The 17,567-nt window shown below is 41.2% G+C and carries 18 protein-coding genes and 1 pseudogene; 10 read left to right on the top strand and 9 right to left on the bottom strand.

The window, feature by feature from the left end:
• A complete protein-coding gene (gene radA, locus DYH63_RS18890; protein WP_116790278.1) occupies window positions 1–1,362 on the bottom strand; it encodes a DNA repair protein RadA in 1,362 nt (453 codons plus the stop codon).
• Window positions 1,363–1,618: 256 nt separating this feature from the next.
• On the opposite strand from radA, the pseudogene DYH63_RS18885 reads away from it, so the two are divergent.
• The 3 genes and pseudogenes from DYH63_RS18885 (at window position 1,619) to DYH63_RS18875 (ending at window position 3,669) form a co-directional block, all read left to right on the top strand.
• A pseudogene (locus DYH63_RS18885) lies at window positions 1,619–2,516 on the top strand (Abi family protein).
• A gap of 74 nt (window positions 2,517–2,590) precedes the next feature.
• Entirely contained in the window at window positions 2,591–2,866 is a 276-nt protein-coding gene (locus tag DYH63_RS18880) for a hypothetical protein (protein WP_116790277.1), read from the top strand.
• Window positions 2,867–3,159: 293 nt separating this feature from the next.
• A complete protein-coding gene (locus DYH63_RS18875) occupies window positions 3,160–3,669 on the top strand; it encodes a TPM domain-containing protein (RefSeq protein ID WP_116790276.1) in 510 nt (169 codons plus the stop codon).
• 39 nt (window positions 3,670–3,708) lie between these two features.
• Here DYH63_RS18875 and DYH63_RS18870 read toward each other — a convergent pair whose 3' ends face one another.
• From DYH63_RS18870 to panC, 4 genes are read right to left on the bottom strand one after another with little or no spacing between them, the layout of a single operon-like run.
• Complete coding sequence (locus DYH63_RS18870) at window positions 3,709–4,842, bottom strand: alpha/beta hydrolase (RefSeq protein ID WP_116790275.1); 1,134 nt, start codon at window positions 4,840–4,842, stop codon at window positions 3,709–3,711.
• A gap of 45 nt (window positions 4,843–4,887) precedes the next feature.
• Window positions 4,888–5,856 (bottom strand): lysylphosphatidylglycerol synthase transmembrane domain-containing protein, encoded by a 969-nt coding sequence (locus DYH63_RS18865; protein WP_240409036.1) that lies wholly within the window; start codon window positions 5,854–5,856, stop codon window positions 4,888–4,890.
• Window positions 5,853–6,203: an aspartate 1-decarboxylase gene (gene panD, locus DYH63_RS18860; RefSeq protein WP_116790274.1), complete on the bottom strand. Its 351-nt coding sequence runs from the start codon at window positions 6,201–6,203 to the stop codon at window positions 5,853–5,855. Before panD ends, DYH63_RS18865 begins: the two co-directional genes overlap by 4 nt.
• Window positions 6,204–6,216: 13 nt before the next feature.
• Window positions 6,217–7,062, bottom strand: a complete 846-nt coding sequence (panC, locus tag DYH63_RS18855) for a pantoate--beta-alanine ligase (RefSeq protein ID WP_116790273.1) — start codon at window positions 7,060–7,062, stop codon at window positions 6,217–6,219.
• A 107-nt stretch (window positions 7,063–7,169) separates the two neighbouring features.
• On the opposite strand from panC, the gene DYH63_RS18850 reads away from it, so the two are divergent.
• From DYH63_RS18850 to DYH63_RS18835, 4 genes are all read left to right on the top strand, one after another.
• Window positions 7,170–7,976: a glycogen/starch synthase gene (locus DYH63_RS18850; protein WP_116790272.1), complete on the top strand. Its 807-nt coding sequence runs from the start codon at window positions 7,170–7,172 to the stop codon at window positions 7,974–7,976.
• A gap of 19 nt (window positions 7,977–7,995) precedes the next feature.
• Entirely contained in the window at window positions 7,996–9,636 is a 1,641-nt protein-coding gene (gene bamH / locus DYH63_RS18845; protein WP_116790271.1) for a BamH family beta-barrel-assembly machinery protein, read from the top strand.
• 2 nt (window positions 9,637–9,638) lie between these two features.
• Window positions 9,639–11,486 (top strand): glutamine--fructose-6-phosphate transaminase (isomerizing), encoded by a 1,848-nt coding sequence (gene glmS, locus DYH63_RS18840; RefSeq protein ID WP_116790270.1) that lies wholly within the window; start codon window positions 9,639–9,641, stop codon window positions 11,484–11,486.
• Between the two features lie 240 nt (window positions 11,487–11,726).
• A complete protein-coding gene (locus DYH63_RS18835; RefSeq protein WP_162927096.1) occupies window positions 11,727–12,386 on the top strand; it encodes a hypothetical protein in 660 nt (219 codons plus the stop codon).
• 61 nt (window positions 12,387–12,447) lie between these two features.
• On the opposite strand, the gene DYH63_RS18830 is transcribed toward DYH63_RS18835, so the two are convergent.
• Window positions 12,448–12,657 carry a hypothetical protein gene (locus DYH63_RS18830; RefSeq protein WP_116790268.1) on the bottom strand — a complete coding sequence of 70 codons (210 nt, stop codon included), beginning with the start codon at window positions 12,655–12,657 and terminating at the stop codon, window positions 12,448–12,450.
• Window positions 12,658–12,908: 251 nt separating this feature from the next.
• On the opposite strand from DYH63_RS18830, the gene DYH63_RS18825 reads away from it, so the two are divergent.
• Entirely contained in the window at window positions 12,909–13,223 is a 315-nt protein-coding gene (locus DYH63_RS18825) for a hypothetical protein (protein WP_116790267.1), read from the top strand.
• 78 nt (window positions 13,224–13,301) lie between these two features.
• Here the strand turns inward: DYH63_RS18825 and DYH63_RS18820 are convergent, their stop codons facing one another.
• The gene (locus tag DYH63_RS18820; protein ID WP_116790266.1) at window positions 13,302–14,285 is read right to left on the bottom strand and encodes an aldo/keto reductase; all 984 of its coding nucleotides are present in this window, start codon (window positions 14,283–14,285) and stop codon (window positions 13,302–13,304) included.
• 197 nt (window positions 14,286–14,482) lie between these two features.
• Here DYH63_RS18820 and DYH63_RS18815 point away from each other — a divergent pair, with 197 nt between their 5' ends.
• Window positions 14,483–14,905: a hypothetical protein gene (locus DYH63_RS18815; protein WP_116790265.1), complete on the top strand. Its 423-nt coding sequence runs from the start codon at window positions 14,483–14,485 to the stop codon at window positions 14,903–14,905.
• An 85-nt stretch (window positions 14,906–14,990) separates the two neighbouring features.
• Here the strand turns inward: DYH63_RS18815 and DYH63_RS18810 are convergent, their stop codons facing one another.
• The gene (locus DYH63_RS18810; RefSeq protein WP_116790264.1) at window positions 14,991–16,337 is read right to left on the bottom strand and encodes an ammonium transporter; all 1,347 of its coding nucleotides are present in this window, start codon (window positions 16,335–16,337) and stop codon (window positions 14,991–14,993) included.
• Window positions 16,338–16,642: 305 nt separating this feature from the next.
• Here DYH63_RS18810 and DYH63_RS18805 point away from each other — a divergent pair, with 305 nt between their 5' ends.
• On the top strand, window positions 16,643–16,885 hold the full coding sequence (locus tag DYH63_RS18805; RefSeq protein ID WP_162927095.1) for a hypothetical protein: 243 nt from the start codon (window positions 16,643–16,645) through the stop codon (window positions 16,883–16,885).
• Between the two features lie 72 nt (window positions 16,886–16,957).
• Here the strand turns inward: DYH63_RS18805 and DYH63_RS18800 are convergent, their stop codons facing one another.
• A complete protein-coding gene (locus DYH63_RS18800) occupies window positions 16,958–17,479 on the bottom strand; it encodes a hypothetical protein (RefSeq protein WP_116790262.1) in 522 nt (173 codons plus the stop codon).
• Window positions 17,480–17,567 lie beyond the last annotated feature (88 nt).

The following is a 17,567-nucleotide window of genomic DNA, read 5'->3' as shown; positions in this document are numbered from 1 at the left end:
TTATCCAAAAAGGTGGCCGGCTACATCTTCAATACGCGCCACCAGTTTTATATCTATTAGAGTATTCTTTAACGATATCTTGTTGTACTTTGATACAAAAATAGCAGAAAAACCTAATTTCTCTGCTTCCAGTATGCGTTGTTCTACACGGTTTACCGGGCGCACCTCTCCGCTAAGGCCTATTTCGCCTGCAAAGCAGTAGCCTTTATCTACCGGAATATCTTCATTAGAAGATAGAATAGCAGCTACCACGGCAAGGTCTATAGCAGGGTCGTCTACGTTTATACCACCTGTAATATTAAGAAACACGTCTTTAGCCCCAAGGCGAAAACCCGCACGCTTTTCTAAAACGGCAAGCACCATATTAAGCCTTTTTGCATTGTAGCCCGTGGTACTGCGCTGTGGCGTACCATAAACTGCTGTGCTAACCAGTGCCTGTATTTCTACCATTAGCGGGCGCATACCCTCCATAGTTGTGGCTATGGCTGTACCGCTCATGTCTTCTTCTTTATGCGAAATTAATATTTCGCTAGGGTTAGCCACTTCGCGCAGGCCGCTGCCCAGCATTTCATATATACCCAGTTCTGCCGTAGAGCCAAAACGGTTTTTTAATGCCCGTAATATGCGGTACACGTGGTTGCGGTCGCCCTCAAACTGTAACACGGTGTCTACCATATGCTCCAGTATTTTTGGCCCGGCAATAGATCCGTCTTTTGTAATATGGCCTATAAGCAGTACCGGCACATTGCTTTCTTTAGCAAATTTTATAAGCTCGGCAGTTGTTTCGCGTATCTGCGAAATACTTCCGGCGGATGATTCTATATAATCTGAATGCAGCGTTTGTATAGAGTCAATAATAACCACCTCAGGGTCTATCGCTTCTATCTGCTTAAATATATTTTGTGTTTTTGTTTCGGTAAGTATAAAGCAATTATCGGCTGTAGCCGTAATGCGTTCTGCACGCATTTTTATCTGCTTTTGGCTTTCTTCACCACTTACATACAGCGTGCGGTAAGGCAGTTTAAGCGATATCTGCAATAGCAGTGTACTCTTGCCTATACCCGGCTCACCACCCAGTAGTGTAAGCGATCCCGGCACGAGGCCACCACCCAGCACACGGTTTAGTTCGCCATCAAGCGTATCAAGGCGATGCTCGCTGGCACTGTCTATCTCTGTAATGCGCAGTGGCTTTGGCGCTTTTTTAGTATCGCCGGATGAGGCTTTCCAGCCCGGTTTATCTTCTTTAACTATGAGTTCTTCAACTATGGTATTCCATTCGCGGCAGGCGGTACACTGCCCCTGCCATTTAGAGTATTGGGTGCCACAGTTCTGGCAATAAAAAGCGGTTTTTACTTTGGCCATTTAAATGTTTAGGTAAGTAGTTTCAAAGATAGGTGTTTTTAGGGAAATGCCGCAATTCGACAATCCGGTAATTTGGTGGTGTGGTTATTACCTCAGGAGAGTTGTATATAAACAAATATGTTTATATCTGTGCAACAACAGTACACACCGCGCGATGATATTTTAAATAAACAGCGTACCAGGGTGTGTCTTTTGCTTTTATTAAGTCCCGGTAATAATACAATTTAGTATTTTAGCGGGACTTATTATTTTAAAGATGTTTGAAAAACCAGCCAAAACACTTGACCAACAAATAGATTTACTCAGAGCACGCGGATTAATAATTAATGATAATGATAACGCAGCACATTTTTTATCGTATATAAGTTATTATCGACTAGGCGAATATTGGCACTCAATGCAGTCTGATAAAGAAACTCATGTCTTTAAGCCTAACAGCCGTTTTCCCGACGTAATGGCATTGTACAATTTTGACCGCGAGGATTTTACTATTTGATGTGATAGAGAAAATAGAGATTAGTCTTCGCACCAAACTTATATATCATTTATCACATGAGTTTGACCCATGGTGGTTTCAAAATTTTACGCTTTTTGAAGACAGTAAAGCATTAGTAAAAACACTTGCTAATCTTGAGGAAGAGTTAGAAAGAACAAAAGAGATTACGATAAAAAACCATCTAAAAAAGCATAAAGATGACCTGAGGTTTCCCCCGGCATGGAAATCTTTAGAGCAAAGTTTTGGTGCATTATCAAAATTATACGGAAATTTAAAACACAGCACAAAATCCAAGGACATTATTGCTCGTGAGTTAGGTGCAGTGAATCATACTTATCTACCCAGTTGGCTACAATCAATATCACAAATAAGAAATTTATGTGCTCACCATGCCCGGCTGTGGAATAAAAATCTTCCGGGCACGCCTAAAATTTTGTCTAAACCACCATATGCATGGATTGAAGATATCCCAAAACAGCATGAGTTTCAAAAATTGTACATTCACTTATGCATCATGAAATATATGCTCAACATTGTTCAACCATGCAATCATTTTACAGAGCGGCTTTCAGAACTTTTTAAGAAATACCCTAATGTAGATCCTGACGCCTTAGGCATGAAGCCTGATTGGCAAAATGAAGAGCTTTGGAAAGCATAGCATCCTAAAAAAACCATAAAATAATAGCATTCAAAAACAGACCGCGGTAACTTTAAGTTTAAAACCTGAATGTTATGAAAAAATCAGCTTTAATACTATTAGCATCATTAGCCCTGTGGTCTTGCAGGCAAACAGGACACGGAGAAAACGGCGTGCCTGATAACCCGGCAGAAAGCAGTGCCGCAGGCGTTACTCCTGCACCCACCATAACCGGCACAGAGCAGCCTAACCGTGAGGGCGAGCCTAATGTGGTAGATTCTGCCGCGCAGGACACTACACATAATTCGGCTATTAAGCCCAAACCAAAAAACGAAATAACCCCATCAGACATTACTAAACCAAAGCGTTAGCTTCTTAAAGAAAATGACAGAACATAAAAATGCCCCTGGGAAAACTCACTATTCCGAGGGGCATTTTATAATTCCAATCAAAACCAACTATGAAAAAATATTACTTCTCTTTACAATATTCAGGGGGCTAACCTGTTTTGTTGATACAAAGATAGTATGAACAAGAAGGCTCTATGTCGGGTTTTAGTCCGGTAGCAGTTTTGCTTCGTTAAATGTCGGTTAGGTTTCGGCTTGTTGTAAATGCAAGGCGTAATAACTAACCGGCAACTAAAGTATCTTTGCAAAAACATTATATGAAAAAGCTGGTTTTATTTTTAGTACTCTTCTTAGGCATTACAGCGGCATATGCCCAAACCACCGAATCGCTTTGGGATAAACTGCCAAAAGCATCTGGCTATATAAATGATTTTGAACATCTTTTTACTGATGCACAAAAAGAAGAGATTAACGATTTGCTACGCCATTTTGAGATAGAAACATCTGTAGAAATTGCAGTGGTAACCATTAGCCCTGCCAATACACCAAAAGAACGTTTTGAAGAACTTACCCTGCATATTGCAAACCAGTGGGGCGTGGGGAAAAAAGGTAAGGATAACGGAATACTCATTGGCATTTCATCGGGCTATCACCGCATACGGATACAGAACGGAAAGGGTATTATAACCGTATTGAGCGATGCGGATACCAAAAAGATAATTGACGACGCCTTTATTCCTGAATTTCAGAAAAACGATTATTTTTCCGGTACAGTTAATGGCCTGAAGGAAATAATGAATTTATTAAAACAGCACATGAAGAAATAAGCAGGCTGGTCTGATCAGCAAATTACAATCAACCAAAAATTACAATTTATCAGCCCTTGCTATCATAAAGTCTTTAGTATACTCACCCACGGCATCCATAGAATAGGAGTTCATGTATACTTTTTTGGCCTTTTTATAATCGCCCATCATTTCATAATACAACGCTTCGTAGTATTCTCCTATAATCTTTTTAGGATAGTTTTTCTTGGCAAGTGCAGCAAGGTCTTTCAACTCGGCATACATGGTATTTTTCATGATGGCAGCCTCAATGGCTTTAAAGTCGGTAAGGCGAATGGTCATCTCAGTACCAAGGTCTTTTTCTATAATATTGTATTTGTTCTTAAGATAATCTACATAACCGTTTGGCAGGGTAACAATTTTTTCCTGATACTCAATAGGCGATATTGGGCGGTATGAGGTAAAAATACCATACAATGCACCTGGCACCCCAAAGGGTATTAATGAATAATGCGACCCGTTAGTATACTCATCATAAGCATATCTAAAGTTAGGGTTTTTAATAACCTTCAGTTTTTCGTCAAGCTCTTTTATACGCTTCTTAAGGCGTGGCACATCGCCATCTGCACTACACAGGTAAAAAAATACGGGATTAGCAAGCTTATCGGCCATTTCGGGCAGGCGGGTTTCCATTTCTTCTGCTATCTCAGGGCTAAAATTTATGTATCCCCTAAAAGGTGTATTCTCTTTATAGAGGTAAAAATCAGCCATACGGGCAGTAAGGTCATGCCCCGCTATAATGCGAAAAGGCGAAAGGCGGTACTTTTTATTAAGCGCCGGTATAAGCTCATCTCCAATAAACTGGAAAAACTTATCGCCCGTACCTTCGGGAAGGCCTGTAGCATCATTAATAAGCATATCAGCCTCACGCTGGTCGCCATCATTAGTATTAACGGCTACAATTACCGTTTCAGGAAGTTCATCCCAGTAGTAAGCATAGGCAAGTGTACCTGCAAAAGGTTCAAGCATATACTCTCCGTCAAGCAATAAGAGTAATGGGTATTTTTTGTTTTTATCCTGGTTGTAAGATGGTGGGGTTATTACCCTGATAGTACGGTTGGCATTTAGCTTCTGGCTAAATACCTCCTCAGTTTTAACTTGGGCCCTTGCCGGAAGAACAAAGACAAAAAACAACAGTAATGTAGTGTACTTCATAGCTTTACAGTTTTAAGGGGATAAAATGCAGAGCAAGATAGTAATTTATTTTTTGCCGTATAACAAAGGAAGTATTAAAAAAGAAAAAACGCCGAGAAAAATGATTGTTGCCACCTGAGATGCCCACACTATCCACCCGAAGGCCGTACCATAAGTATAAGGCACATCATATAAAGTAAGGATGTTTGCCACAGCTACCGGAAAGAAGCCTACACCACCATTAGTAAACGTAATGGCAATACTGCCCACTACAAACGCAGTTACTACTGTACCAAAGCTAAGCCCTGCGGTTTGTGGCAATGCAAAAATACTGATATAAAATATGGCTATGTAAGTAAACCAGATATATAAAGACAGTAGTAAAAACGGCCATTTATTCGGCATTTTAAATACGCTCAGCGCACCTTCTACAATACCTGATATTTTACCCTTAAGTTTTTTAAGCCATTTTGCACTACCATATCTATAATACAATACAGTAATCATAAAAAGCACAAAAGCAGCAGCACCGTAGATTATTAATTTTTGGTACGGTACCGTTTTTACAAGGTAGTCGCGCAGCTCATCAAACTTCATTAGTATGGTAGCACCCATACACACCAGCAGCAGTATAAGGTCTACCACCCTTTCAGATATTATGGTACCCAGGCCTTTATCAAAAGGCACATCGGCATAGCGCTTAAGCACCAGTGCACGGCTTACCTCGCCACTGCGGGGTATGAGCATATTCATAAGATAGGTAATGCAAACTGCCGCAAACTTTACCGGAAATGGTGCCGTATAGCCCATATGGCCCAGCGTATACTTCCAGCGGTAAGCCCTGGCCCAGAATCCGGAAAAACCAAGGAAAAGCGAAATGTAGATATAAAAATAATTAGCCGTCTTAAAACTGCCTTCTACATCTACACGCTCCTGTGGCGATAGCTTATTGTAAGTGTATAAAATTAAAAAAACTCCCACAGCAAGCGGGAGTATGATACTTAATACTTTAATTACCTTCTTTTTCAGGCTCATGTAAGCGAGTTGTCTTTTTCGTTAGGGAAAACAATGGTTGGCTTAAACAACTTGGCTTCTTCAAAATCAAGTATACCATATGATATAATGATAATAATGTCGCCACGCTGCACCTTGCGTGCCGCAGGGCCGTTTAGTGTAATGTCTCCGCTGTTTCTGTTTCCTTTAATCGCATAAGTTTCAAGGCGTTCACCATTATTGATGTTTACAATAGAAACTTTTTCTCCTTCAATAATATTAGCAGCTTCCATCAACGCTTCGTCAATAGTAATGCTGCCTATATAGTTTAAATCGGCTCCAGTAACCGTAACACGGTGTAACTTGGATTTTACAACTTGAATTTGCATGGCGCAAAGGTAATTAATTTAATGAAATATTATCTATTAACCTAACGTTACCTAAAAAAATCGCAATAAAAGCCCGGTATTTCCTGTTTTCCTTTAAGGTTGCAGGCTCCAGGGTATCTTCGGCAGCTATCTCAAAATACTCTGGCTTAAAAGCAGGATGTGCCTCAAAAGCACTTTCTACAAAGCTTTTAACTTCAGCAATACTTTCAAAATCAAAGCGTTTGCGTGCACCTTGCAATATTTTATATATAAGAGCAGCTTCGTTGCGTTCGGCATCACTAAGGCGTGCATTGCGCGAGCTCATTGCCAGCCCGTTATCTTCGCGGGTTATGGGGCAGCCCACAACATTTATGCCCATGTGGTTTTTCTCTACCAGCTTTTTTACTATTTGCAACTGCTGAAAATCTTTCTCACCAAAGTAAGCATTTGTGGGGCGTACTATTTCGAAGAGTTTCTTTACAATTGTACCTACGCCGTCAAAATGGCCCGGGCGATGAGCACCCTCCATCTGGTTTTCGAGTCCGTCAAAATCATAGTGGCTGCTTACTGTGTTACCGTCATACATTTCGTCTACCTCCGGCGCAAAAATGATGATATCTTTATTTAGTCCCGAAATTTTCTCTGCATCGGCTTCCAGCGTACGCGGATATTTTTTCAGGTCATCAGGGTTGTTAAACTGCGTAGGGTTTACAAAAATACTTACTACCGTAACGCCATTTTGCTCCAGCGATTGCTGCATTAGCGAGAGGTGGCCGCTGTGCAGTGCACCCATTGTAGGTACAAAACCTATGCCTTTACCTGCTTTAATATATGTGTCTAAATGGGCTTGTAGCGCCGCTTTTTTACTGAAAATGAGCATGTGTGTGCTATTAATGAGGGAGCAAAATTAATATATAGTTAGAAACTGAGCAAAAATGTTTAATTTTGCATGGTTTTTTATACCCGAACAAAATATAAAATCTGAAGATGGAGGATAAGAGGATATTGTATGTATCATCGGAAGTAGTGCCCTATTTGGCCGAGAATGAAGTATCGCTGATGTCGTATGATGTGCCGAAAATGATAAACGACCAGGGCGGGCAAATACGTATATTTATGCCCAGGTACGGTAATATTAATGAGCGCAGGCACCAACTGCATGAGGTTATTCGCCTTAGCGGAATGAACCTTGTGGTAAACGACATGGATATGCCGCTTATTATTAAAGTTGCCTCTATACCTAAAGAGCGCATACAGGTGTATTTCATTGATAACGACGAGTACTTTAAACGTAAGGCTACCTTTAGTGATGAAGACGGTACATTGTACCCTGATAACGACGAACGCGCCATATTTTTTGCAAAAGGTGTGGTAGAAACCGTTAAAAAACTAAACTGGGTGCCTGATATTATACACGTGCACGGCTGGATGGCCAGTATGCTGCCGGTATATATGAAACACTATTATAAAGATGAGGCACTCTTTGCCGATACTAAAATAGTTACATCTGTTTACAGCCAGTCTTTTGATGACACGCTGGATAAGGATATGCTTAAAAAAGTATTGTTTGACCAGGTTCCTGAAGCAGCGGTAAGCATGCTTGAAACACCTGACTTTGAAAACGTTATGAAAGCCGCCATTGCACACAGTGATGCGAGTATTATAGCTTCGCCAAATGTTTCTGACAGCCTTAAAGCTTATGTAGAAGCATCTGGAAAACCCTTCCTGCCGTATGTAGATAAAGATAATTTTGCATCGGCATATACTAATTTCTATAAAAATCAGGTTTTATAGTAAACCTTTAAAAAATTGTATGAATAAGTTCTCTTTTGTAAAAGTATTTCTCTTTGCCATGGTGGCTGTAATTTTTGCGGTTTCCTGCGATGATGAATACGGGCAGCTGGGCAGCGATATTGTGGGTGGAGATATACACAATACTTCACACCGCTTAAATGGTAAACTCGTAGCTTATGACAGGCCTACGGGTGCCGTACAAACCAGCGGTATGGACGTAAACCTGCTGGGCTCTTATGACCATCCTGTTTTTGGAAAAACAACAGCAAGTTATGTAACACAGGTACAAATGGCCACAGTTCCTACTTTTACAGGTAATGTAGTTATAGACTCGGCGTGGATATATGTGCCGTATTACAGCAAACTGGAAAATACGAGTACTGTAAGTAATGAAACGGTTAACACCTATTCTTTAGACAGTATTTATGGCGATACCCTTGCGCCTTACCGCCTGCAGCTAAGAAAAAACAATTTTTATTTAAGAACTACAGATGCCAGCTCTGGCGGTAGTACCAGCCAGTACTACTACAGCGACCAGAGTGCTATATTAGATAACCAGGGCGAAAGCCTTCTTGAGGGAGGAGAGCCTTCTAAGCCTGTAACTTTTAGCAACACAGAAATATTGCGCACTGTAAGCTATACCGATGCCGACAATAAGACAAGTACCATAACTGCAGAGCGCCTTGCTCCCGGTCTTTTTATGTACCTGAATAAAGACTTTTTTGTACGCAATTTTGTAAATGCACCATCGGGCACGCTTATGAACAATAATGCACTTGCAGAATATTTCAGGGGTATATCTTTTACAGCACAGCAGGAAGGCAGCAGAAATGTTATAGGTTCTCCTAAGTTTACTGATGGTTATATTAAAGTAAAATATACCCAGGATGTATATAAAAACAGTAAACCGGATAAGGACACAATTGATGGCGTACCTGTTACAAAACGACAAAGCCTTTTACTTACCTTAAACCTTAAGGGTAACCACGTGAACGTGCTTAAAAACGAGCCTAACAATACTTCCACTGCTTACTTTACAGCAATTAGCAACAGTAACACTACCGAAGGTGATGAAAAACTATATCTAAAAGGTGGTGAAGGCAGTATCGCTTTATTAGATATTCTTAGTGATGATGATGTTAATACGCTAAAGGCAGACAGCATACTTATTAACGAAGCGCGCATTAAGGTTTATGTTGATGAAGCAACTATGGGCAGTGCTCCTAAGCCATTAAAAATATATCTTTATGATGTAAATAATAAGCGCCCGGTATATGATTATTCTCTGGATCAGACCAGCAGCACCACACCTAAATTTAACAAGCTTATATATGGTGGCCACCTGCTTAAAGACAGCGACGGGCAGCATTATTACAACATAAGAATTACTAACCATATAAACAATATAGTTAGTAAAGACTCTACTAATGTTAAATTGGGCCTTGTGGTATCCCGCGATATAACTGTTACAGCTAATGCTGCTCTAAAAACACCTTTTAGCGAAAACAGTGTTGGGGGCAAAACAGTACCCGTTAAATTTATACCGGCTGCATCGGTTACGCATCCGTTTGGCGTAGTACTGTATGGTACTAACCCTGCCGTGCCGGAAACCAAGCGTGCAAAGCTTGAAATTTTTTATACAAAACCTTTGAGGAATTAATTATGTGCGGAATAGTAGGTTACATAGGCCACAGGCAGGCCTACCCGGTTATTATAAAAGGCCTTAAAAGGCTGGAATACCGCGGTTATGACAGCGCCGGTGTGGTGCTGTACAACAATGCCGAACTAAAACTTTGTAAAACAAAAGGTAAGGTTAGCGATCTTGAAGCTAAAGCCGATACCGAACTTGATAAAGATGCCACTATAGGCATAGGGCACACACGCTGGGCTACACACGGTGTACCTAATGATGTTAACAGCCACCCACATGTTTCTAACTCGGGTAACCTGGTTATTGTGCACAATGGCATTATCGAAAATTATGAGCCTATTAAAAAAGAGCTTATAAAACGTGGCTATACCTTTAAGAGCGACACAGATACTGAGGTACTTGTAAATCTTATTGAAGAGGTAAAAAAACAAGAGCACATTAAACTGGGCAAGGCGGTACAAATAGCGCTTAACCAGGTAGTAGGTGCTTATGCCATTGCTGTTTTTGACAAGCAAAACCCGGATGAAATGATTGCGGCACGCCTGGGCAGCCCACTGGCCATTGGTGTGGGCGAAGACGAATTCTTTATTTCGTCTGATGCTTCTCCGTTTATAGAATATACGAGCAACGCGGTATATCTTGATGACGAAGAGATGGCTATTGTAAGCCTTGACAAAGAGCTTGTAATACGCAAAATAAAAGACGACTCGTTAGTAGACCCGTACATACAGGAACTGCAAATGAACCTGGAGCAGATAGAAAAAGGTGGTTTTGACCACTTTATGCTTAAGGAAATTTATGAGCAACCTAATGCCATTAAAGACACCTTTCGCGGAAGGTTAAGGGTAGAACAGGGCATTGTAAAAATAAGTGGTGTAGAAGATAACCTGCAAAAGTTTATCAACGCTAACCGTATTCTTATTATAGCTTGTGGTACCTCATGGCACGCAGGCCTTGTAGCCGAATATATTTTTGAAGAATTTGCACGCATACCTGTAGAGGTAGAGTACGCTTCAGAATTCAGGTACAGGCACCCGGTTATCCGTCCGGACGATGTGGTTATTGCCATATCGCAATCCGGCGAAACTGCCGATACGCTTGCTGCCATTAAACTGGCTAAAGAGCACGGTGCATTTGTATTTGGTGTGTGTAATGTGGTAGGTTCGTCTATTTCGCGCGAAACACATAGTGGTGCTTACACCCATGCAGGCCCTGAAATTGGTGTGGCTTCTACAAAGGCATTTACCACCCAGATAACCCTCCTTACCCTTATGGCGCTACGCATAGCACGTGCTAAAGGCACCATGAACAGGGATGTTTATTTCCAGTATCTTCAGGAACTGGAGCTTGTACCACAGCTTGTGGAGCAGGCACTGCAAACTAATCTTGAAGTACAGGCCATAGCCAGCATTTATAAAGACGCGCCAAACTGCCTTTACCTGGGCAGGGGCTTTAACTTCCCGGTGGCGTTAGAGGGTGCGCTTAAACTAAAAGAAATATCGTACATACACGCTGAGGGCTACCCTGCTGCCGAAATGAAGCACGGCCCTATAGCGCTTATAGACAATAAAATGCCGGTGGTTATCATTGCGCCTAAACAGGAGCATTATGATAAGATAGTAAGTAACATACAGGAGATAAAGGCACGCAGCGGTAAAATTATTGCTGTGGTTACTAAAGGTGATACGCAGGTTAAAAACCTTGCAGACCACGTTATCGAAATACCTGAAACAAGCGACGCCCTTAGCCCGCTGGTTACTACCATACCGCTACAATTGCTTAGCTACCACATTGCGGTAATGCGCGGCTGTAACGTAGACCAACCCCGTAACCTTGCAAAATCGGTTACGGTAGAATAAGTATCCGTTTTAATAGTTATATAAGAGCCATCGTAATTTTTTTGCGGTGGCTTTTTTGTATTTTTACTTACGACCTTAAAGATTGCCGCGCTCCGTACCTCCGCTCGCAATGACACTCTAAAATTAGAACGTTTACTTAAGGTGTAGTCATTGCGAGGAACGAAGCAATCTAATTATGTACAAAGGGAAAAACTTATATTTTCCAAAAATCATTATCTCATGACTATTCATAAAATTTTTATGACTGCATTACTACTATCCCTACTTGTTTCCTGCCGAAATGAACCAAAACAGCAAACACCTGCATCCGAAGTTCAGTCATCTGCAATAAAGGATACAATAGCGGATGATAAAGATGGTAAATCAAACACTTCTATGTTAACACCCCGCGAACAAAAGCTAGAAGGCTTTACCTTTCGCTATGGTTATACCGCTTATGATGAGGAAAAATATAGTTTGTCAAACCCCGGTTATCTCGAAGTTTTAAAAGCAAACAAAGTTGTTTTTAAAGATAAATTCGAGGGTAATGACGAGCCATATATTACATCGCTTGGTTACCATAACCTTGATGGTAATAAATTCGTCTTCTGCTTAAACTATGGCACAGAGGCCTGCGATTATGTGCAGACTTCACGTTATTATGTAATGAATGAAGACGGAAGTTTCCGCTACATCAACAATTATTCATCTTTTACAGGAGGTGACCATTATGCATCTCAACATTTTAGCCATATTTTTCCGAATGACAGCCTTGGCAAACCCAATACCCTTACAATTGTAGAAGGCATTACTTATCATGATCACGATAAGCCAGATGTAGCCGATACCACACACATTACTTTTAAAGGCAATGCTTTTACTATAAAAAAACTTACCGATAACCTAAGTAAGGCAGAATAACAGCTATAAATAACAAAACCCAGCTTTAAAGGCTGGGTTTTTATATGATATCAAGATCTAATTAAGCGCTTAATGCTATTTGCGGGTATACCTCTCTTAGCCTCTTTTTAAAGTTAACAAGCCCCTGCTCTGTTTCAGAGATAATTTTATAGCGGGCTCCCGTTTCACCAGTAGTTTTTTCGAAGGTAATGTTGTTTCTTTTAAGCATACGCTCTATTAAATTATAATCGATTACGTGCTTGTACAGTGTTCTGAAGATAGTAATGTGCATGGTTTTTCGTTTTTTGGTTATTTAAATTGCCTTTAGTGCGTTTGTTTTCTTTTCTAAAATTAGCAAGAAACATTTTTGTGAGGATATCTCTTAATAAAACTTTAGCATTCTGCGCTAAAAGTAAATTTCGATTTCCCGTTCGCCTACAGTTCACTACCATTCATACCCGCTTAATAACAACATCAACGAAAACCATGTATTAAAAACATAAAACGCGATAATTTTGACCCAACACCTTAAGTTATCGAATTATGTCAGAAGATATTTTTAAAACAGAAGAAGCGTTTCAGCAATACCTAAACGAAGGTGATTATACATTTGTAGGACCTGTAAATCAAGATCTTTTAGGCATATTTACTTTTTCTGCAAACCTTGCACTTCCCGGATCGCAAAAAGAATCAATACATAATGCACTGTCTAATAAACAGGCTATAAAAGATGTATTACCAGGTTTGCCCGAAGGCACTCCTCTTAGGGTTTATGTGGTTTTTGGAAGCATCCCAAACGCGCTTTCTTATACCACTACCGAAGACTATCGCCAAAATTCGGGCGAACTACAAGCGTAATTATGTACCCCAAATCATAGCTATTAAGCCCCATAACCCGCAGTAACTGCGGGTTAATTTTTTTAGGGCTTTTAATATCTAATATACGCCCCTTATTTTAGAAAGTATATTGTCATTATAATAGGCTTTTACATTGGCTAATGTGGCCGAATCAAAATCTGCCAGGGCTGCTGCACCAACATTGCTTTCAACCTGAGTTACTTTACTGGCTCCCGGTATTACCGTTGTAATAGCAGGATGCTGCAGTATCCATTTAATGGCTAATTGTGCCAGATTGCCATCCGGCAATATATTTTTAAGGCCATCGGCTAACGCCACACCCTCGTTAAATTCGATACCGCTAAAGGTTTCACCTACATTAAAAGCATCGCCGTTAGCATTATAATTGCGGTGGTCGTTTTCATTAAACACCGTTGCAGCATTAAACTTCCCACTCAATAATCCGCTGGCAAGCGGCACACGGGCTATTAGTGCTGTACCCTGTTGCTGTGCTTTGTCAAAAAAAGCATCAGCAAGGTGCTGCCTAAACAGGTTGAATATAATTTGTAGCGAAGCCAAATCTTTATGCTCCAGACAAATTAGAGCTTCTTCGGCGGTTTCTACGCTTACGCCAAAATGCTTTATAAGCCCCTCCTGTTGCAGGCGGCGCAGGTGGTCAAACACATCGCCTTTGCGCAACTCCTCAGTAGGGATGCAGTGCAGCTGTTCTAAAAACAACTGGCCTACGCCTAAGTGCGTAAGCGAATCTTCTACATGACGACGAATGGCATCATAAGTAAAGTTTTGCGGCCAGCCGTTTGGCGCATCGTGCCTGCGGCCAAGCTTGGTGGCTACATATAATGGCTTATCGGTTTGTTTTAAAAACGCGCCTATAATGCGCTCACTGGTTCCCATACCATATACATCAGCAGTATCTATAAAGTTACCACCGGCATCTACATAGGCCTGTAATATCTCAAAAGCATGGCCTTCGTCGATCACGCCCCAGTCGGCGCTGCCCAGCTGCCATGTACCCAATCCTACTTCGGCAATGGCTTCTCCTTTAAAATTACGGTATTTCATAAAATGTGTGTCTTGGTTATGGCAGTAAACCTACAAAAAAACGTCGTGTATGTGTAGAATTTTCCACAAAAAGTGTAGAACACCACAGTAAATTCAAACCGGCAGAAAAATGCAAATATCTGTTATTTAGTCATTTATGGTTTTCGGCACAATTCTTTCAATTACTCTAATCGTAAATGAATAAAACACAATAGATTATGAAAAAAGTATTTTTAAGCGCGGCTCTAATGCTTGCATTTGCCGGCACCGCGATAGCACAAACCGATAACAAAACACAAACTTCAACAACGTCTACTACGGTAACAACACCTGCACCGGCTGCTACAACAGCACCTGCGGCAACTACTGTACCGGCAACAACATCTGCTGCCGATATGAACGCAACCACAACTGCCACAGCAAGCGCAGGTCAGGATAAAGATTATGCCAAAGTAACACAAAACCAAATTGCACCGGCTGTACTTAAAGAGGCTGTAGCTAAATATCAGGATTACGCATTGGTTGAGGCTCTTGCCGCTACCGACGGATCTGAGTACAAACTGGTACTTACCAAAGATGGTAAAGATGTAGCGGCTTACTACAAAAGTAACGGCGAATTTATAAGAGAAGAAACGGTATAATCGTACAAAACCGATTAACACCAAAAAGGGCTCCTGCAATGCGCGGGGCCCTTTTTGTTCAATTTATATTCTAAAACTAAAAACTCTAAAACGTTTCGCCGTGCTGGCTCATGTCGAGACCCTGCTCTTCAGCTTCTTCAGATACACGCAGTGGGATAAACAGGTTAGTTACCTTAAACAGCAGCATAGCCCCAAAGAATGAAAAGGTAGCTACCAGAACCAGTGCGATCATATGATGGCCAAAAACATCCCATCCCCCAAACAAAAGGCTTCCGCCCGGTACTTCGGCAAAAATAGCCGTTAGTATCATTCCCATAATACCACCCACACCGTGGCAGGCAAATACATCAAGGGTATCGTCATATTGCTTAAGGGTTTTCCAGTGTGCAAGTGAGTTACTTACCATTGCCGCGATAAACCCAAAAAATATACTCTTAGGTATCGACACAAAACCTGCGGCCGGTGTTATGGCAACAAGCCCAACAACAGCACCTATACAGGCACCCATAGCGCTAACCTTACGTCCATTCAATCTGTCAAAAAACACCCATGTAAGCATGGCCGAAGCCGATGCAATTGTAGTGGTAGCAAAAGCCATGGCAGCTGTATGGTTAGCCGATAATGCAGAACCGGCATTAAAACCAAACCACCCGAACCATAATAATCCGGTGCCTAAAAGTACAAAAGGTATGTTAGTAGGTATGTATTCAAGATTTTTGCGCTTGCCCAGGCACAGTACACCTGCTACCGCCGCAAACCCCGCACTCATGTGTACCACCGTACCACCGGCAAAATCTTTTACACCAAAGTAAGCACCCAGCAATCCGTTAGGATGCCAAACCATGTGGCACAACGGCGCATAGATAAAAATACAAAACAGGCATATAAACAGCAGGAACGATACAAAACGTATCCTCTCGGCCAGTGCTCCCGTAATAATGGCGGGAGTTATTACGGCAAACTTCATCTGGAAGAGTGCAAAAAGTATAAACGGAATGGTAGATGCCATTTTAGAACTTGGGTGTTCATCTACATAATCAAAAAAGGCATAATCAAGAGGGTTACCCACAATGCCATAAGTAGTGCCGCCTATCTCTATACCTATAGGCGACCCAAATGAAAGGCTAAAACCTACAGCTACCCACAGCAGGCTGATAACACCAAGACAGATAAAACTTTTTAGCATGGTGCTAATCACATTCTTTTTACCCACCATACCACCATAAAAAAAGGCAAGTCCCGGCGTCATGAGCAGCACAAGGCACGATGCGGTAAGCAGCCAGGCAACATCTGAGGTTACAATAGTATCGGTTGAATTAAAGTCGGCATTCGGACCACTTACGGTGGCGTGCTTCCAGAAAAGGCCTGTTATGGCTATCCCTGCCGTAATTAGAAAGGCGACAATCCATCGTTTTTCAAGTTTTTTCTCCATTATACCCTTAAATTTTATGGGTCAAAAATATAAAATTAACTCAACCCTTACAACTAACCCCGATAAATATAGAGGTGTGTTTTAAAATATATCAAAACACATTATCTCAACCGGTATTGTTAACCGAAAATTACAAAGAATTTAGTTTTACAGTCCAAATTTCCGATTATAAAAACGTTATGTAAGAAACACCTTATTTTAGTATGCGCGCATAAAAAAAGTTAATAATTTGTGGCCTTAAAACCATCTATTTAACAAAAAAATTGCAACCTTGCAGCCTGTCAATCAAGTAAAAAGATTTGTAAATGATGGATTACATAACAGAAACCGTAGAGGGAAATAAACTCCTGGAAACCCTTGCGGATATAGCCTATATTGCAGGGCAGCGCGGCTTTTTTAGCGGCGACTCTCGCGAAGATATTGCCGAATTTATAAGCTGGGCAAAAGAATTTGAAGCCCTTAATGAAGATACCGACTGGGATGAAACCGATTATCAACAGGCTTTAGAAGCATTTACAGATAATAAACTCCGCATAGGGCTTGCTTAACAGCAGTAAAAAATAAAACCGGCCATTGCAAGCCGGTTTTAATCTTAAAAATAGAACAGTTGTGTTGCGGGCTTAGTGCCTGCCGTGTCCGTTTTTACGGCCATGATCGTGGTGGTGTCCATGTCCCCTTCCGCGGCCATCGTGTGCATGCTTAATCACTACTACGTCGTGGTGTGGCCTGTGTACTACGCGGGCGCTCCTGTAGTGTCCCGGTGGCACACCTATAGTTCTTTGCGCTATCGGGTGGTATCCTCTTGGGTATTTTACACAATGTGTTTTATAGTACCTGTACGGAGTTCCTCCGCTATAGTCAGTCAATACTACTTTATATCCGTTATAAAAGTTATAGTTGCGGTAAGCTACCGGCACCGTAGCAGTGCGCACCCAGCCACCATTGTTCAGGTAAATATATTCAGACCTGTTTATATCATAATACATAGCCACATCCGGCAGGTAGTAATACCTTGCCTCCGTATACCCAGCAGGGCCCCATGCGGGAGCAGCACCTATATTTACATTTACTGATACCTGTGCACTTGCCTGTACCGCCGTTATAAGCAATAGGCATATTGTAAAGTTCTTTAGCGTTTTCATAATTATCATAATTTGGTTACTGTGAGAAACAACTCACTTTACCAACACTAAACCAAATTACGTGCCTTATTTTTAAAACAGAGTGCCA

Origin of the sequence: Flavobacterium psychrotrophum, from assembly GCF_003403075.1 — a bacterium.
GTDB lineage: Bacteria > Bacteroidota > Bacteroidia > Flavobacteriales > Flavobacteriaceae > Flavobacterium > Flavobacterium psychrotrophum.
This window is presented reverse-complemented; position numbering and strand designations above follow the sequence as displayed.

Coding starts and splice junctions, on each gene's coding strand:
- DYH63_RS18865 (WP_240409036.1), bottom strand. CDS start 5,856: ATGAGCCTGAAAAAGAAGGTAATTAAAGTATTAAGTATCATACTCCCG.
- DYH63_RS18820 (WP_116790266.1), bottom strand. CDS start 14,285: ATGAAATACCGTAATTTTAAAGGAGAAGCCATTGCCGAAGTAGGATTG.
- panC (WP_116790273.1), bottom strand. CDS start 7,062: ATGCTCATTTTCAGTAAAAAAGCGGCGCTACAAGCCCATTTAGACACA.
- DYH63_RS18870 (WP_116790275.1), bottom strand. CDS start 4,842: ATGAAGTACACTACATTACTGTTGTTTTTTGTCTTTGTTCTTCCGGCA.
- glmS (WP_116790270.1), top strand. CDS start 9,639: ATGTGCGGAATAGTAGGTTACATAGGCCACAGGCAGGCCTACCCGGTT.
- DYH63_RS18880 (WP_116790277.1), top strand. CDS start 2,591: ATGAAAAAATCAGCTTTAATACTATTAGCATCATTAGCCCTGTGGTCT.
- radA (WP_116790278.1), bottom strand. CDS start 1,362: ATGGCCAAAGTAAAAACCGCTTTTTATTGCCAGAACTGTGGCACCCAA.
- DYH63_RS18810 (WP_116790264.1), bottom strand. CDS start 16,337: ATGGAGAAAAAACTTGAAAAACGATGGATTGTCGCCTTTCTAATTACG.
- DYH63_RS18800 (WP_116790262.1), bottom strand. CDS start 17,479: ATGAAAACGCTAAAGAACTTTACAATATGCCTATTGCTTATAACGGCG.
- panD (WP_116790274.1), bottom strand. CDS start 6,203: ATGCAAATTCAAGTTGTAAAATCCAAGTTACACCGTGTTACGGTTACT.
- DYH63_RS18805 (WP_162927095.1), top strand. CDS start 16,643: ATGATGGATTACATAACAGAAACCGTAGAGGGAAATAAACTCCTGGAA.
- DYH63_RS18830 (WP_116790268.1), bottom strand. CDS start 12,657: ATGCACATTACTATCTTCAGAACACTGTACAAGCACGTAATCGATTAT.
- DYH63_RS18815 (WP_116790265.1), top strand. CDS start 14,483: ATGAAAAAAGTATTTTTAAGCGCGGCTCTAATGCTTGCATTTGCCGGC.
- DYH63_RS18875 (WP_116790276.1), top strand. CDS start 3,160: ATGAAAAAGCTGGTTTTATTTTTAGTACTCTTCTTAGGCATTACAGCG.
- bamH (WP_116790271.1), top strand. CDS start 7,996: ATGAATAAGTTCTCTTTTGTAAAAGTATTTCTCTTTGCCATGGTGGCT.
- DYH63_RS18835 (WP_162927096.1), top strand. CDS start 11,727: ATGACTGCATTACTACTATCCCTACTTGTTTCCTGCCGAAATGAACCA.
- DYH63_RS18850 (WP_116790272.1), top strand. CDS start 7,170: ATGGAGGATAAGAGGATATTGTATGTATCATCGGAAGTAGTGCCCTAT.
- DYH63_RS18825 (WP_116790267.1), top strand. CDS start 12,909: ATGTCAGAAGATATTTTTAAAACAGAAGAAGCGTTTCAGCAATACCTA.